We start from the raw sequence: 15,119 nt of genomic DNA on the forward strand, positions 1-15,119 counted from the left end.
CATGGATGTACAAACCCTTTTCGTCGTGTTGGCCTTTCTGCTCATTCCCGTATTTTGTTTTCGCGAAGCATGGAAAGGCTGGCGCTCTGGGGCCGTAGATAAAATTAAAAAGAATGCGCGCGAACCGGTTTACGCTTATCGCAATCAAGAACCCCTGCAATTTTGGTCTTATGTGCTGGTTTATGCCGGGTGCGGATGTTTATCCTTCGGGATGGTTATTTACTTAGTCTTTTATCGCTAAAGAATTTTCCTTTATATTAGCATTTGAGAATAGCTAATATTTTGATAATAGTTACCATTTCAATGTAAGGGATTAATGCTGCCCGCCAGCATTTCCCTCAGACTATCTTCTATTTGTGAATCCTTTCACAGAATACTCTTCCTGCAGTGCTTAGCCTTAAGAATAGCCTTCACTTTTTATATTTTGTTATTAACGGTTTGCCTTAATTTACTCAAGCATTAAGGAAGAAAATATGCCACAACAAAATTATCTGGATGAGCTCACGCCTGCTTTTACCCCATTATTAGCAATAAAAGAGGCTTCCCGCTGTTTATTATGTCACGACGCCCCCTGTAGTCAGGATTGCCCGGCGCAAACAGACCCAGGGAAATTTATTCGCTCTATTTATTTTCGTAATTTTAAAGGCGCTGCCGAAACTATCCGCGAAAATAATGCGCTCGGTGCGGTGTGCGCCCGGGTTTGCCCAACCGAAAAATTATGCCAGCGCGGATGTACGCGCTCAGGAATTGATAAACCTATCGATATTGCACGTCTGCAACGCTTTATTACCGATTTTGAACAGCAGACCGCAATGAAAATCTATCAGCCAGCAACAAAAACGCTCGGCAAGGTAGCTATCATCGGGGCGGGTCCGGCAGGGTTACAGGCCAGCGTAACGCTAAGTAATCTTGGTTATGATGTGACAATCTTCGAAAAACAGGCCCAGCCAGGTGGCTGGTTGCGTTATGGCATTCCAGAGTTTCGTCTGCCGCAGGCAGTTTTGGATCTTGAAATTGCCCGTATCGTTGAAATGGGTGTGACCATCAAGTGCAATTGTGAAGTCGGCAATGCCCTTTCCGTTGAGCAACTCAAAGCAGAATACCGCGCCGTACTGGTTACCGTAGGGATGTCTTACGGTTCAACGTTGCCTCTGTTTGAGAGGGCGAATCACGTCGAAATCGCCGTCGATTTTCTGCAACGAGCCCGCCAATCCAACGGCGATATTACCGTCGCACAAAGTGCATTAATCATCGGCGGTGGCGACGTGGCGATGGATGTCGCCAGTACGTTGAAGCTGCTGGGCTGCCCGTCAGTCACCTGTGTCGCGCGTGAAGAACTCGCCGACTTCCCGGCCAGCGACAAAGAATTCAGCAGCACACAGGCTTTAGGGGTGTCGATAATTGACGGCTTCACGCCCGTGGCGGTTAGCGGAAATCGAGTCACCTTTAAGCACGTACGCCTGCCAGGAGAACTCACGCTTGAAGCCGAACAGATTATTCTCGCCGTCGGCCAACATGCTCAGCTTGATAATTTCGCCGCGTTAAAGCCACAGCGCAATCTTATCGATACGCACAATTATCAAACCGCCGATCCGGCTCTGTTTGCTGCGGGCGATATTGTTAAAGGCGATAAAACCGTTGTTTACGCCGTGAAAACAGGAAAAGAAGCCGCTCAGGCCATTCATCACTATTTAGAGGGAGCTTGCTCATGTTAACGAAAGATCTTTCTATTACTTTTTGCGGCGTCAAATTCCCCAACCCGTTCTGCCTCTCTTCCTCTCCGGTGGGCAACTGCTATGAAATGTGCGCCAAAGCCTATGATAGCGGCTGGGGTGGCATTGTTTTTAAAACGATCGGGTTCTTTATTGCTAATGAAGTCTCCCCTCGTTTTGACCATCTCACCAAAGAAGATACCGGCTTTATTGGCTTCAAAAACATGGAACAAATTGCCGAGCATCCGCTGGAGGAGAATCTGGCCGCAATTCGCCGACTGAAACAGGACTACCCGGACAAAGTCCTGATTGCGTCGATTATGGGGGAAAATGAGCAGCAATGGCAGGAACTGGCCCGCCTGGTTGAAGACGCGGGTGCAGACATGATCGAGTGTAACTTCTCGTGCCCGCAAATGACCTCACATGCCATGGGTAGCGATGTCGGGCAAAGCCCTGAGCTGGTTGAAAAGTATTGTCGGGCCGTTAAACGCGGCTCGTCCCTGCCGATGCTGGCGAAAATGACACCGAACATTGGTGATATGTGTGAAGTGGCTCTGGCAGCAAAACACGGAGGTGCCGACGGTATCGCGACCATCAATACGGTTAAATCCATCACGAATATCGATCTGAATCGAAAAATCGGGATGCCGGTCGTCAACGGTAAATCCAGTATTTCCGGCTACTCCGGCAAGGCCGTTAAACCTATTGCTTTGCGATTTATCCAACAACTGCGCATGCACCCTGAACTGCGCGATTTCCCGATTAGCGGCATCGGGGGAATTGAGACCTGGGAAGATGCCGCCGAGTTTTTACTGTTAGGCGCGGCCACGCTGCAGGTGACCACCGGGATCATGCAGTATGGCTACCGGATTGTGGAGGATATGACCAGCGGGCTGTCACATTACCTCGCCGATCAAGGGTTTGACTCACTGGAGGAGATGGTTGGTCTTGCCAATGCCAATATCATCCCCGCGGAGGATCTTGACCGTAGCTACATCGTCTACCCGTACATCCATCTTGATAAATGCGTTGGCTGTGGCCGCTGCTACATCTCCTGTTATGACGGTGGACATCAGGCGATGGAATGGAACGAGGAAACCCGCACACCGTACTGCAACACAGAAAAATGTGTGGGATGCCTGCTGTGTGGTCACGTTTGCCCGGTAGCCTGTATTGAGCTGGGTGAGGTGAAATTTAAATCTGGTGAGAAAGAGCATGCGTTAACGTTGTAACGCTGACAAAAAAGCCCGGTACAGATTACGCTGCACCGGGCTTTTTGCAGTATACGATTACTTCTTACGCGCGTACTTCAGTGAGTCCAGCGCGACCGCGAAGATGATAATGCCGCCCTTGATAATGTACTGCCAGTAAGGGTTCACGCCAATGTAGGTCAGACCGTAGTTGATGACGGTGAAGATAATCACACCGGTCACCACGCCAAACACGGTCCCTACCCCGCCGCTGAACGACACGCCGCCAACCACGCACGCCGCAATCGCATCCAGCTCATACATAAAGCCGAGGTTGTTAGTCGCCGAGCCGATACGCCCGGCTTCGAGCAAACCACCGAAGGCATAAAACACGCCAGACAACGCATAGATGATCAGCAGGTTCAGCGCAACGTTGACCCCGGACACTTTCGCGGCTTCTGGGTTTCCGCCGATGGCGAAAATGTTTTTACCGAAGCGGGTCTTGTTCCACAGCACCCAGACAAACGCCACCGCAATCAGCGCATAGAAGGTGATGTAGGAGAGGCGGAAACTACCCAGCGCAATAAAGCCCTGCGCGAAGGTGGAGAATCCGCTGTCAAAGCCAGAAATTGGCGATGCGCCGACAAAGTCGTAGTACAGGGAGTTGATCCCGTAAACGATGATCATCGTACCCAGGGTGGTAATAAACGGCGTCACATTCAGATAAGCAATGATAATACCGTTCACCAGACCGATAATGGCGCCAATCACGCAAACAATCAGCACGACTACGATGATTGGCATTGTAGCCATTTCCGGGAACACCTTGTTGGCGTTCTCCATCGACTGTAGCAAGGTTGCCGCCACGACTGCCGCCAGGCCAACCTGACGTCCCGCCGACAGGTCTGTCCCTTGGGTAACAATCAGCCCGGCCACACCCAATGCGATAATTATACGCACCGAGGATTGCGTCAGAATATTACTCAGGTTCAGTAAGCTTAAGAAAGTGGGATCCTGGAAAATAATAATCGCCAGCAAAACCAAAAGAACAACGTAAATTCCGCCTTCTTTCAGATAAGTAAGAAAACTTTTCTTATTTAACGCACTCATGAGGAGCCCCTAATCTTAAAGGTGCAAAGACGCAAGACGGAGGATTTCGTTTTGCGTTGTTGTTTTAGTGTCAACAATTCCGGCAACGAGACCATTGCTCATCACCAGAATACGATCGGTAATACCTAGCAGCTCCGGCATTTCAGAGGAAATAATAATAATCCCCTTATCCTTTTTCGCGAGTTCAGCAATCAGCTGATAAATTTCAAATTTCGCGCCGACATCGATACCACGCGTGGGTTCATCTAACATCAGGATTTCTGGCTGCGTTAATAACCAGCGACCAATAACCACCTTTTGCTGATTACCACCGGACAGTGAACCGATTTGTGTACGATGACCCGGCGTTTTCACCCTCATTGAGTCAATTACCCACTGGGTATCACTCTTCATGCGGGAATTATCCAGCAGACCAACTTTATTTTTATAGTTTTGGATATTGGAGATTAACGAGTTAAAACCAATATCCAGATACGCGTAAATACCGGTTGAGCGGCGCTCTTCCGTGACCAGTGCAAAACCATGGTTAATGGCCTCATTTGCGCTGTGGTTATTAATCTTTTTGCCGTGTAGCGTAATCGTACCCGATGATTTCTCACGAATACCAAAAAGCGTTTCAACGATATCAGTACGTTTTGCGCCGACCAGCCCGGCAATCCCGAGAATTTCCCCTTTGTGCAAATCAAACGAGATATCACGAATCGACGGCTGACGCAGCGAGGTCAGGTTACGTACTTGTAGAATGACTTCACCGGGTTTGTTTTCTTTATCCGGAAAACGTTGGTTCAGTGAACGGCCGACCATCATGGAGATGATCTTATCCATATCCAGCCCTTCCAGCGGCTGGGTCGCGATCCACTGGCCATCGCGCAGCACGGTAATTTCATCGCATAGCTGGAAGATTTCTTCCATCTTGTGAGAAATATAAACAATACCGCATCCACGCTCTTTCAGCTTACGGATAATGGTAAACAGATGATTAACTTCTTTCTCGGTTAACGATGACGTTGGCTCATCCATGATGACGATTTTTGCGTCATAGGAGAACGCTTTCGCAATTTCAATCATCTGCATTTGCGAAACGGATAATGTACCAACGCGCGCACGCGGATCGATATCAATATCCAGCTCATCAAATATCGCTTTGGTATCGCGGTACATTTTGTCCTGATCGACAAACATGCCTTTGGTGGGATAGCGTCCCAGCCACATGTTATCCATCACAGAACGTTGTAATACCAGGTTTAATTCCTGGTGTACCATCGAAATACCATTTTCAAGCGCTTCTTTAGCAGAATGAAAATCGATTTCTTTACCCTGAAATAAAATACTACCGGAATCTTTTTGATAGATACCGAAAAGACATTTCAATAATGTTGATTTCCCCGCGCCATTCTCCCCCATTAAGGCATGAATGGAATGTGGGCGGACTTTTAAATTGACATTATCAAGAGCCTTAACGCCGGGGAAGGACTTGTTGATACCGGTCATTTCCAACAAGTATTCGCCTGACGACTGAGTATGTGTGCTGACCATAATTATACCTTGTTGGCCTTGCAGAGTGCGTTATTAAGGGCGCAATGAGATTGCGCCCAAAGACGGAGTATTTACTTATTGGTAAACTCTGCCAGATTATCTTTATCGACACCTACGTACGGAACGCGAACAATTTTGTTCTCAATTTTCCAGTTAGTGCCATCTGCCGCACCTTTGCCGTCAGCCAGGTTTTTCGCCAGATCGAAGGTGGCTTTCGCCTGGTTGTTGGCGTCGTTCAGCACGGTACCAGCCATTGCGCCAGATTTCACCAGAGCCAGCGCTTCAGGCAGCGCATCCACACCAAATACCGGTACGCTGGTTTTGTTGTGCGCTTTCAACGCTTCAACTGCGCCCATTGCCATCGCATCGTTGTTTGCGATAACCACTTCGATTTTGTTGGCGTTCGGACCGGACATCCACGCATCCATTTTATCTTTTGCCTGAGCGGTATCCCACATTGCAGTATCTAACTGCAGTTGCTCAGTTTTAATGCCTTTATCGTTCAGCTCTTTAATCACGTAAGTGGTACGTGCTTCAGCGTCCGGGTGTCCCGGTTCGCCTTTCAGCAGAACAAACTGAATTTTGCCGTCTTTGTTCAGGTCCCAGTTCGGATTCGCTGCCCAGTGTTTGGCGATCAAATCACCCTGAATAATACCGGACTCTTTAGAGTCGGTACCGACGTAAAACGCTTTGTCATAGCTGTCCAGCGCCTTACGAGAAGGTTCTTTGTTAAAGAACACGATCGGTACGTTCTGCCCGCGTGCCTTTTCAATGACCGTGCCTGCCGCTGCCGGGTCAACCAGGTTAATCGCCAGTGCTTTAACGCCTTTTGCCAGCAGCACGTCGATCTGGTCGTTTTGTTTGGACTGGTCGTTCTGCGAGTCATTCATCAGCAACTGTACATCTGGCACCGCTTTGGCATCTTTTTCAATAGCCTTACGTACTACAGACATAAAGTTATCGTCATACTTATAGATAGTCACACCAATGCGGGTATCAGCAGCGTGCGCAGCCGCGCCGAATAACATGCTTGCCATTACAGCAGACAGGGTCAACACCTTCTTATTCATGGTATCTCCGGTTTTATTATGCAGGGTAGTACTTGAGATAAATGCTCGGCAGTCAGAACGTTACTGAAGTGTTACTGAACGCCGAAGCTCACTTTTAAAAAATATTTCTTCCGTGTCTGGCAACGCTCCAAAAACAGGCTTTAATTTTTGTTTAAGGCACCTTTACCTCGGTGAAAGTGATTATTCACCGTTACATAGTAGTTACAGCGCAACAAACAGTGTCATCATAGCTATCGCATTGTTAATATACTGTGAATTTACTCACATATTGAAAGCGGTTACATCGCGCAACGTTATGAGTTAGTGATCGGTGCCGCATTCTGCCGTAGCGCCACTGAATGGCGACGCACCAGCGTCGGCATAAAGCAATGCGTCGCCTCCGGGTCTAACGTGCCTGCAGCCCCCTGTAGCGCAAGCTCCGTCGCCATTTTTGCCATGGAGGCAATGGGATAGCGTACGGTGGTCAGTTGCGGATCGGTGTAACGCGCGATAGGAATATCATCAAAGCCAATGATAGAAAGGTGTAATGGAATAGCGATGCCGTTGTCTTTTAGCGCGGTCAGCGCGCCGGCAGCCATATTGTCGTTATAGGCGAAAACCGCCGTCAGTTGTAAGTTACGTCCCAGCAGTTCTACCATCGCAGACTCTCCGCCTTGCATATCGGGCGAACCGGTGCCGACCCAACTTTCTGCCGCAACAATCCCCTGCTCTTTCAGGGCTGTTAACCACCCTTCTTTGCGCATGGTGTCATCTTCAATGCGATGGCTTGACGCCAGATAACCGATGCGTTGATGACCATTATTCAGCAGCATTCGGGTCGCCATTTTGGCACCGCTGATGTTATCCAGACAGACGCAGCGGTGGGCGTAACCCGGCACCAGACGGTTGATTAGCACCATACCGGGGATCTGATCCATAAACTCGGCGAGTTCCCGATCGCTCAGTGCTTTAGAGTGTACAATCAGTGCGTTACAGCGCTGACGAATCAACACCTCAATGGCATGACGTTCTTTTTCAGCCTCATGGTAGCTGTTGCCAATCAGGACATACTTCTGATGCTGCTGGGCAACCATATCCACGGCTTTTACCAGCGCGCCAAAAAAGGCGTCTGATACATCCATGACCACAACACCAATCGTGTCGCTCACCTGCGTCGCCAGCGCTTGCGCGTTGGCATTAGGTCGATAGCCCAGCAGAGTAACTGCCTTCATTACCGCTTCACGCGTATCGGGACTCACCAGCGCACTGTTGTTCAGTACGCGGGAAACGGTCGCTACAGAAACGCCAGACTGTCGTGCCACATCACGTATGGTGATCATATTCACTGCCCTGTTTTAGATTGCGGTTGCCCGCAGACACCCCAGGCTGGGTATTTTGTCAGCACAATGAAACGCACTGCGTGAGAGATGTCACAGGAATGAAAGCGCTTACATCCGTTTTGTTAACGAATGTGATCCAGATCGTTATCTGGATGTACGCGGCAATGATGTCCCCGCAGCACGCAGGGTTAATTGACGCCACAGCCATTCCACCGGGCCCTGGCGGTAAAAACGTAGCCATATGACGGAGAAAAGTAGGTTAACGGCCCAAACCGGAATGACGAAATACAGCAGCTCCAGTCGGTCAAATTTCATAAATAAGCCGACCTGGTAAAACAGCGTGGTGCAGATTAAGGTTTGTAACAGATAGTTAGTTAATGCCATGCGCCCCACACAGGCGATGGCAATGACCCATTTTAAGCGGCTAAGCTGCGGCCAGAAGCCGAACATCAGCGCGGCGTAACCAATGGTTTGCAACGGCGCGCCCAGCTCTCGCGGGGCTTGTAGCAAGAAGGCACACCAGCGATATGCCCAGTCCAGATGCCACTGAGCGACGATAGCAGGCAGGTTAATCGCCATCCCTAGAATGACCAGCAGTACACCGGTGCGTCGGTAATGCTGTAAGCTGTACTGCCCTTTTAACCAACCGCTGCGCATCAATGCCGCGCCGAGCAGCATCATCCCCGCCAGTTGCCAGCCGTACTGTGCGCCCAGCGCCAGCAAGCTATTGGACATCATATCCACGCGATTGCTGACGGCTTCCATTCCACCGTTTATTTTCCAGTATTTTTCATACAGCAACGCTGAGGCATCCGGCGTCCAGGCACGACTGGTTTCACTCCCGGAGATTACCCCCAGCAGCAGCAATACGCCAACGCCCACCAGATAAAGCAGTACGCCGGTGTTAAATAAGCTTTTTACCGACGGCGCATCACGGATCAACCGCCAACAAATCAGGCCGATTAAGCCATATGCCAGCAGGATATCGCCATCCCAGAAGAGTAAACCGTGAATAAAACCCAATAGAACCAGCAGCGTAAGCCGCGACTGGATCCAGCGTTTGCCGCGCGGGAGCAGCATTTGCAGACCGGCACCGAACAGCAGCGCAAACAACGTGAGGAATTTTACCTGCGCAAAGAGATCGAGCAGCGCCCAGGTCCAGGCGTCGGATAAGGTGATGTTGCCATACCACGCGGGATTGAGGTATGCCGCCTTTGGCAAGCCAAAGGCGCTAATATTGAGAAGCAGGATACCAAGAATGGCGACGCCACGAATAAAATCCAGCGTGACATTACGCTCCATGGTCCCTGCCCTAATCAGTTGTGATGACGTACTGCGCGCAGGAATTCCTGACGCGTGTTCTGGCTGGACTTAAACAATCCGCCAAGAGAAGTGGTCGTGGTCGCACTGGTCGCATCGCGAATGCCGCGCGCTTTCACACAGTAATGTACCGCATCAATCGACACCGCCACATTATTCGTCCCGAGCAGCGTTTGCAGCGCGGTGAGAATTTGCTGGGTGAGACGTTCCTGAACCTGCGGACGCTGTGCGAAAAACTGCACAATGCGGTTAATCTTCGACAGACCAATGACCGAATCTTTTGGGATATACGCCACCGTCGCTTTGCCATCGATAGTAACAAAGTGGTGTTCGCAGGTGCTGGTCAGCGTGATATCGCGGACCGTGACCATCTCGTCCACCTTCATTTTGTTTTCAATGACGGTAATTTTCGGGAAGTTGGCGTAGTCGAGGCCGGAGAAAATCTCATCGACATACATTTTCGCAATGCGATGCGGAGTTTCCATCAAACTGTCATCGCTCAAATCGAGATTGAGCAACTGCATAATCTCGGTCATATGGCCCGAGATAAGACGTTTGCGCGTTTCGTTATCCATCTCTTGCACGGGCGGGCGTAGTGGCGTTTCAAGACCACGCGCGACCAGCGCTTCATGAACCAGGGCCGCTTCTTTACTGAGTGATGACATTTCTTCTTCTCCTGCAGGTGGGGCGCCTCTGCCCTGCATGGGGCAAAGTTTTTAGGCTGTGTCACAGCCAGAACATTGTGCGTGAGGCGGCGCACATAATCCAGTATTCACCGCGATAATTATTGAAATTGGCACAGCCTTTCAGCGTAGCGATTTCACTTGTCGTTCTACCCGGCGACGTCGAGTGTTAATGTAAAGTTATATAGATGATGAAGTATGTTTGCTCAATGCGGAAGTGAAAGTTGCTCACAGTGCCATGAATAATCTGTATTATGGTGAGTTCGCAAACATATTCAGGTTCAACACAACAAGGAGCCCCGCATGGAAATGCTTGAAGAGCACCGCTGTTTTGAAGGCTGGCAGCAACGCTGGCGTCACGACTCCGCCACGTTAAATTGCACCATGACCTTCAGTATTTTTCTTCCTCCCCCGCGCGATAACACCCCGCCTCCGGTGCTGTACTGGCTGTCGGGTCTGACATGCAATGATGAAAACTTCACGACTAAAGCCGGCGCACAACGCATCGCGGCTGAGCTGGGCATTGTACTGGTGATGCCGGACACCAGTCCGCGCGGCGAACAGGTTGCCAATGATGATGGATACGATTTAGGCCAGGGGGCGGGATTTTACCTCAATGCTACCCAACAGCCATGGGCAACGCATTTTCGCATGTATGACTATCTGCGTGATGAGCTGCCGGCACTGATTCAATCGCAGTTTAACGTCAGCGATCGCTGCGCCATCAGTGGACACTCCATGGGCGGTCACGGCGCATTGATTATGGCGCTGAAAAATCCCGGGAAATACACCAGCATTTCCGCCTTTGCGCCGATCGTAAATCCTTGCCGCGTTCCGTGGGGGGAGAAGGCTTTTAGCGCGTATCTGGGTGAAGATAAATCACAGTGGGCCGAGTGGGACAGCTGCGAGTTAATGTTGGCCAGCAAGCCCGCAGACGCGATTCCGACGCTTATTGATCAGGGAGACAGCGATCAGTTTCTCGCCGATCAGCTGCAACCCGCGGTGCTGGCCGAAACGGCCCGTCAAACCGCATGGCCAATGACGCTACGCATCCAGCCAGGTTACGACCATAGCTATTTCTTTATTGCGTCGTTTATTGAGGATCACCTGCGCTTCCATGCCCAGTATTTGTTGAAGTAACGCCTGAGTGAGGGCGCCAGCCCTCTTCATTTCTCCATCATTCCTTCACTTTTTCTCCTTTTTTCTTTCTCCACTATCCTATTGATTTAAAAAGCATTACCCTCAAAACAAGATCAAACACAAATGATTTCGATTATCATTTGTGTTTACAAACATTCATACTTTTGTACAATCCATTCGCTTCTTTACTGAAAAGAGTCCTTAAAAGACAAATACATACAATTGTCATGGCCTTTCACATGACGCGCTGATCGTTACCCTAAATAATTCGAGTTGTATGAACGCGCGTAGCCACGCATCTGCAACTTGAAGTATGCCGGGTAAATTCATTTAAATGGAATGATACAAATGACTATACCTCACGTTAAGGCTGTAGCTGCCGCAGTATGCGTCGCCAGTCTCCCATCACTCGGGCATGCCGCTGAACAAGACACCGTAGTGGTTACCGCCACCGGCTTCGAACAGAAAATTCAGGACGCTCCCGCTTCGATATCTGTTATTACCAAGCAGCAGATTGAGGACAAAGCCTATCGCGATGTTACCGATGCGCTAAAAGATGTCCCTGGCGTCGTCGTCACCGGCGGGGGTAGCAGCAGCGATATCAGTATTCGTGGTATGGCTTCGCAATACACGCTCTTCCTGGTCAACGGTAAACGCATCAGCACACGCGGCACACGTCCTAACAGCGACAACTCAGGTATTGAGCAAGGTTGGCTGCCGCCGCTGGAATCCATCGAGCGTATCGAGGTAATCCGTGGCCCAATGTCATCTCTGTACGGCTCCGATGCGATGGGCGGCGTCATCAACGTCATCACCAAGAAAGTGTCGAATACCAAAGCCTGGACCGGCTCTCTGCACGGCGATGCCACTTTCCAGGAAGACAGAGACTCCGGCGATATTTATCAGACCAACGCCTATGCGTCTGGGCCCCTGATTGACGGATTACTCGGCGCAAAAGTGACCGGGTTATTCTCTCATCGGGCAGAGGACAAAATCCTCAATGGCTACAATGAACAGCGTATGCGTAACGGGGGCTTAACCCTGAACTTTACGCCAGATGATAAAAATGACATCGACTTCGATTACGCACGTGAACTGCAGGATCGCGACAGTACGCCAGGCAAATCCATGGCTGAGGAAAGCTGCCGCAACGGAAGCTGCAAGCCCAACAGTAAAAGCGAAAACAAGTATGTGCACACAACGTATTCACTAACCCACAGCGGTTATTACGACGACTTCAACTCCACCAGCTATGTCCAGCAGGAAGAGACCGAAAACCCAGGTCGCCAGATGAAGTCCTACAACACGATTTTCAATAACCAGAACCAGGTCTTCCTTGGGGCGCACACCCTGACGTTGGGCGGGCAATACCGTTATGAAAAACTGAGTGATAACGGCAACCAGCTGCAAGCTGCTGATGGACTGAACAAACTGACCCGCTGGAGCTGGGCGCTGTTTGCTGAAGACGAGTGGGCCGTTACCGATACCTTTACGCTGACTGGTGGTCTGCGTATGGATAAAGATGAAAACTACGGCGACAACTGGACGCCGCGCGGTTATGGCGTATGGCATCTGAGCGATCAATGGACCTTAAAAGGCGGCGTTTCAGCGGGCTATCGCGCACCGGATCTGCGCCAGTCGTCTGCCAGTTGGGGACAGGTCACCGGCGGCGGTAGACTGAACGGCATCATTGTCGGCAACCCGGACCTGAAGCCGGAGAAAAGCCTCAGCGAAGAGATCGGTTTACTGTGGGATAACGGCAACGATCTCAACGCGGGCGTCACGCTGTTCAATACTGACTTCAAAGACAAAATCACCGAAGTGCGCCGCTGTAACAGCAGCTCCGATCCGGCCTGTACCATCGGCAATACCCACTATGACTTCGTCAGCGATCGCGTTAACGTCGATAAAGCCAATATGCGCGGCGTAGAATCCACTTTCGGCTGGAAGATGACTTCCGACATCAACTGGACGGCGAACTACACTTACACGGAATCTGAACAGAAAAGCGGTCAGTTCTCCGGTCAGCCATTGAACAAAATGCCAAAGCATATGTTCAACACCACGCTGGACTGGCAGGCCACGCAGGATCTCGGTTTCTGGAGCCGTCTGAATCTGCGCGGGAAAACGTCTGAATACCTGAGCCGTACCTCCATGGCGCAGGGCACCCCGTCCTATACTCAGGTCGATGTTGGTTTGCGCTATTATGCAAACAAAGATCTGCTGATGACCGCTGGCGTGTATAACGTGCTGGATAAGCAAATCGATTACGATACCTACGACACTGTTCTCGATGGTCGTCGTTACACGGTTGGCCTGACTTACAGCTTCTAAGTCTGGCGCAATAAAAAAACCCCGGCACTCATCATGCCGGGGTTTTTGTTATGCTTTTTATACTGTTATTTCTTCACGCGATCCGGGAATTTCATTTCGCTGTAGCGAACAAAATGAGTTCCTTTCGCCAGCTTATAGCCAAACCAGATAATCAGGAACAGCGGGATACCGATATAGGTTGCCATCACGCCGCCCCAGTCAATGCTATCTTTCAGGAACGCTTCGTAGTTCTGGCCCAGAGTGATAATCAGGCACAGCACAAAGGCGAAGATCGGACCCAGCGGGAAGAAGCCAGAACGGTACGGCAGATCCTTCACATCGCGCCCCTGCAGCACATAACCGCGACGGAAACGATAGTGGCTAATCGCAATCCCCAGCCAGGCGATAAAGCCCGTCATCCCGGAGGTGTTCAGCAGCCAGAGGTACACGGTCTGGTTACCAAACATAGAGGTCAGGAAACACAGTCCCGCCACCACAGTCGTCGCATACAGCGCGTTACGCGGAACACCGCCACGAGACAGTTTGCCGAAAATACGCGGCGCTTTACCGTCGCATGCCAGGGTGTAAAGCATACGCGTGGAGGCATACATCCCGGAGTTACCCGCTGACAGTACCGCCGTCAGGATAACCGCGTTCATTACTGCTGCGGCTGACAGCAGACCCGCATGCTGGAATACCAACGTGAACGGGCTAACGCTGATGTCTTTCACATCGTTGCGCAGCAGGCTCGGATCGGTGTACGGGATAATCAGGCTGATAATCAAAATTGCGAACACATAGAACAGCAGGATTCGCCAAAACACCTGACGCACCGCACGTGGAATGTTCTTTTCAGGATCTTCAGATTCGCCTGCCGCGATACCGATCAGCTCAGTTCCCTGGAAAGAGAAGCCGACGATCATCGCCACACCAATCATAGCGGCAAAACCCCCGGCAAACGGTGCATCACCGGTCGTCCAGTTGCTCCAGCCCACTGGCTGAGTGCCTTTGAAGATACCGAAAATCATCATCACGCCAACCACGATGAAGATAATTACAGTGGTAACTTTGATCAGCGAGAACCAGTATTCCGCTTCACCAAATCCGCGAACGGAAATGTAGTTCAGCAGGAAGATAACGCCGAGGAACAGTGCGCTCCAGATCCAGCCCGGCGTGTCCGGGAACCACCAGCTCATCACCAACTGTGCGGCCACCAGGTCAACGGCAATCGTTACCGCCCAGTTGTACCAGTAGTTCCAGCCCAGCGCGAAGCCAAAGCCTTCTTCTACGTAGTTTTGACCGTAAGTGGAGAACGAGCCGGAAACCGGCATATAGGCAGCCAGTTCACCGAGGCTGGTCATCAGGAAGTACACCATCAGACCGATCAGGATATAAGAGAACAACGCGCCGCCAGGACCCGCCGCAGAAATAGTTGCACCAGATGCAACGAAAAGACCTGTACCGATGGAGCCTCCAATGGCAATCATCGTCAGGTGACGCGCCTTCAGTTCACGACGTAGCGTGGGCGCTTCTGTGGTTTTAGTTTCGGAAACCATGTGAAAATGCTATCCATCCAAAAAATGAGGCGCGATTGTAGCAGACGAAATGGCATTCTTCCGGCACAAATGCGCTGTTATAAGAGACCTTCATGACTGGCCGCGGATTATAAGTAAAGCAGAAAACGGGCGGCACAAGGCGGTTAAGACGTAACAGCCATTATGGATAG

The 15,119-nt window shown here is 50.6% G+C and carries 12 protein-coding genes; 5 read left to right on the forward strand and 7 right to left on the reverse strand.

The annotated features are described in order from the left end of the window. Window position 1: 1 nt before the first annotated feature. The 3 genes from ABIE10_RS10595 (at window position 2) to preA (ending at window position 2,944) form a co-directional block, all read left to right on the forward strand. Window positions 2-241 carry a DUF2542 family protein gene (locus tag ABIE10_RS10595; protein ID WP_016153715.1) on the forward strand — a complete coding sequence of 80 codons (240 nt, stop codon included), beginning with the start codon at window positions 2-4 and terminating at the stop codon, window positions 239-241. Window positions 242-473: 232 nt separating this feature from the next. Next, window positions 474-1,715 carry an NAD(P)-dependent oxidoreductase gene (locus ABIE10_RS10600; protein ID WP_429155609.1) on the forward strand — a complete coding sequence of 414 codons (1,242 nt, stop codon included), beginning with the start codon at window positions 474-476 and terminating at the stop codon, window positions 1,713-1,715. Beyond that, window positions 1,709-2,944, forward strand: coding sequence for an NAD-dependent dihydropyrimidine dehydrogenase subunit PreA (preA, locus tag ABIE10_RS10605; protein ID WP_103766543.1), 1,236 nt, complete (start codon window positions 1,709-1,711; stop codon window positions 2,942-2,944). Before ABIE10_RS10600 ends, preA begins: the two co-directional genes overlap by 7 nt. Window positions 2,945-3,001: 57 nt before the next feature. On the opposite strand, the gene mglC is transcribed toward preA, so the two are convergent. The 6 genes from mglC to folE all read right to left on the reverse strand — a co-directional run bounded on the left by mglC (window position 3,002) and on the right by folE (window position 9,922). Continuing rightward, window positions 3,002-4,012 carry a galactose/methyl galactoside ABC transporter permease MglC gene (mglC, locus tag ABIE10_RS10610; protein ID WP_003027393.1) on the reverse strand — a complete coding sequence of 337 codons (1,011 nt, stop codon included), beginning with the start codon at window positions 4,010-4,012 and terminating at the stop codon, window positions 3,002-3,004. 15 nt (window positions 4,013-4,027) lie between these two features. Continuing rightward, on the reverse strand, window positions 4,028-5,548 hold the full coding sequence (gene mglA, locus ABIE10_RS10615; RefSeq protein ID WP_016153718.1) for a galactose/methyl galactoside ABC transporter ATP-binding protein MglA: 1,521 nt from the start codon (window positions 5,546-5,548) through the stop codon (window positions 4,028-4,030). A 71-nt stretch (window positions 5,549-5,619) separates the two neighbouring features. Beyond that, window positions 5,620-6,618: a galactose/glucose ABC transporter substrate-binding protein MglB gene (mglB, locus tag ABIE10_RS10620; protein ID WP_429155613.1), complete on the reverse strand. Its 999-nt coding sequence runs from the start codon at window positions 6,616-6,618 to the stop codon at window positions 5,620-5,622. Between the two features lie 293 nt (window positions 6,619-6,911). Then, a complete protein-coding gene (gene galS / locus ABIE10_RS10625; protein ID WP_016153720.1) occupies window positions 6,912-7,937 on the reverse strand; it encodes an HTH-type transcriptional regulator GalS in 1,026 nt (341 codons plus the stop codon). Between the two features lie 144 nt (window positions 7,938-8,081). Next, the gene (gene yeiB, locus ABIE10_RS10630; RefSeq protein ID WP_047500983.1) at window positions 8,082-9,239 is read right to left on the reverse strand and encodes a DUF418 domain-containing protein YeiB; all 1,158 of its coding nucleotides are present in this window, start codon (window positions 9,237-9,239) and stop codon (window positions 8,082-8,084) included. A 14-nt stretch (window positions 9,240-9,253) separates the two neighbouring features. Continuing rightward, a complete protein-coding gene (gene folE, locus ABIE10_RS10635; RefSeq protein WP_003027410.1) occupies window positions 9,254-9,922 on the reverse strand; it encodes a GTP cyclohydrolase I FolE in 669 nt (222 codons plus the stop codon). Window positions 9,923-10,243: 321 nt separating this feature from the next. Here folE and fghA point away from each other — a divergent pair, with 321 nt between their 5' ends. Both fghA and ABIE10_RS10645 read left to right on the forward strand, forming a co-directional pair. After that, window positions 10,244-11,080 carry an S-formylglutathione hydrolase gene (gene fghA / locus ABIE10_RS10640; protein ID WP_429155617.1) on the forward strand — a complete coding sequence of 279 codons (837 nt, stop codon included), beginning with the start codon at window positions 10,244-10,246 and terminating at the stop codon, window positions 11,078-11,080. 348 nt (window positions 11,081-11,428) lie between these two features. Continuing rightward, complete coding sequence (locus ABIE10_RS10645) at window positions 11,429-13,414, forward strand: ligand-gated channel protein (RefSeq protein WP_016156980.1); 1,986 nt, start codon at window positions 11,429-11,431, stop codon at window positions 13,412-13,414. Window positions 13,415-13,479: 65 nt separating this feature from the next. Here the strand turns inward: ABIE10_RS10645 and lysP are convergent, their stop codons facing one another. Beyond that, window positions 13,480-14,949 (reverse strand): lysine-specific permease, encoded by a 1,470-nt coding sequence (lysP, locus tag ABIE10_RS10650; protein ID WP_047500979.1) that lies wholly within the window; start codon window positions 14,947-14,949, stop codon window positions 13,480-13,482. Window positions 14,950-15,119 lie beyond the last annotated feature (170 nt).

This window comes from Citrobacter sp. 506, assembly GCF_050434985.1.
GTDB lineage: Bacteria > Pseudomonadota > Gammaproteobacteria > Enterobacterales > Enterobacteriaceae > Citrobacter > Citrobacter braakii.

What these genes read in the sequence shown, in the direction of transcription:
- ABIE10_RS10595 (WP_016153715.1), top strand. Translation starts at nt 2, where the DNA reads ATGGATGTACAAACCCTTTTCGTCGTGTTGGCCTTTCTGCTCATTCCC.
- ABIE10_RS10600 (WP_429155609.1), top strand. Translation starts at nt 474, where the DNA reads ATGCCACAACAAAATTATCTGGATGAGCTCACGCCTGCTTTTACCCCA.
- preA (WP_103766543.1), top strand. Translation starts at nt 1,709, where the DNA reads ATGTTAACGAAAGATCTTTCTATTACTTTTTGCGGCGTCAAATTCCCC.
- mglC (WP_003027393.1), bottom strand. Translation starts at nt 4,012, where the DNA reads ATGAGTGCGTTAAATAAGAAAAGTTTTCTTACTTATCTGAAAGAAGGC.
- mglA (WP_016153718.1), bottom strand. Translation starts at nt 5,548, where the DNA reads ATGGTCAGCACACATACTCAGTCGTCAGGCGAATACTTGTTGGAAATG.
- mglB (WP_429155613.1), bottom strand. Translation starts at nt 6,618, where the DNA reads ATGAATAAGAAGGTGTTGACCCTGTCTGCTGTAATGGCAAGCATGTTA.
- galS (WP_016153720.1), bottom strand. Translation starts at nt 7,937, where the DNA reads ATGATCACCATACGTGATGTGGCACGACAGTCTGGCGTTTCTGTAGCG.
- yeiB (WP_047500983.1), bottom strand. Translation starts at nt 9,239, where the DNA reads ATGGAGCGTAATGTCACGCTGGATTTTATTCGTGGCGTCGCCATTCTT.
- folE (WP_003027410.1), bottom strand. Translation starts at nt 9,922, where the DNA reads ATGTCATCACTCAGTAAAGAAGCGGCCCTGGTTCATGAAGCGCTGGTC.
- fghA (WP_429155617.1), top strand. Translation starts at nt 10,244, where the DNA reads ATGGAAATGCTTGAAGAGCACCGCTGTTTTGAAGGCTGGCAGCAACGC.
- ABIE10_RS10645 (WP_016156980.1), top strand. Translation starts at nt 11,429, where the DNA reads ATGACTATACCTCACGTTAAGGCTGTAGCTGCCGCAGTATGCGTCGCC.
- lysP (WP_047500979.1), bottom strand. Translation starts at nt 14,949, where the DNA reads ATGGTTTCCGAAACTAAAACCACAGAAGCGCCCACGCTACGTCGTGAA.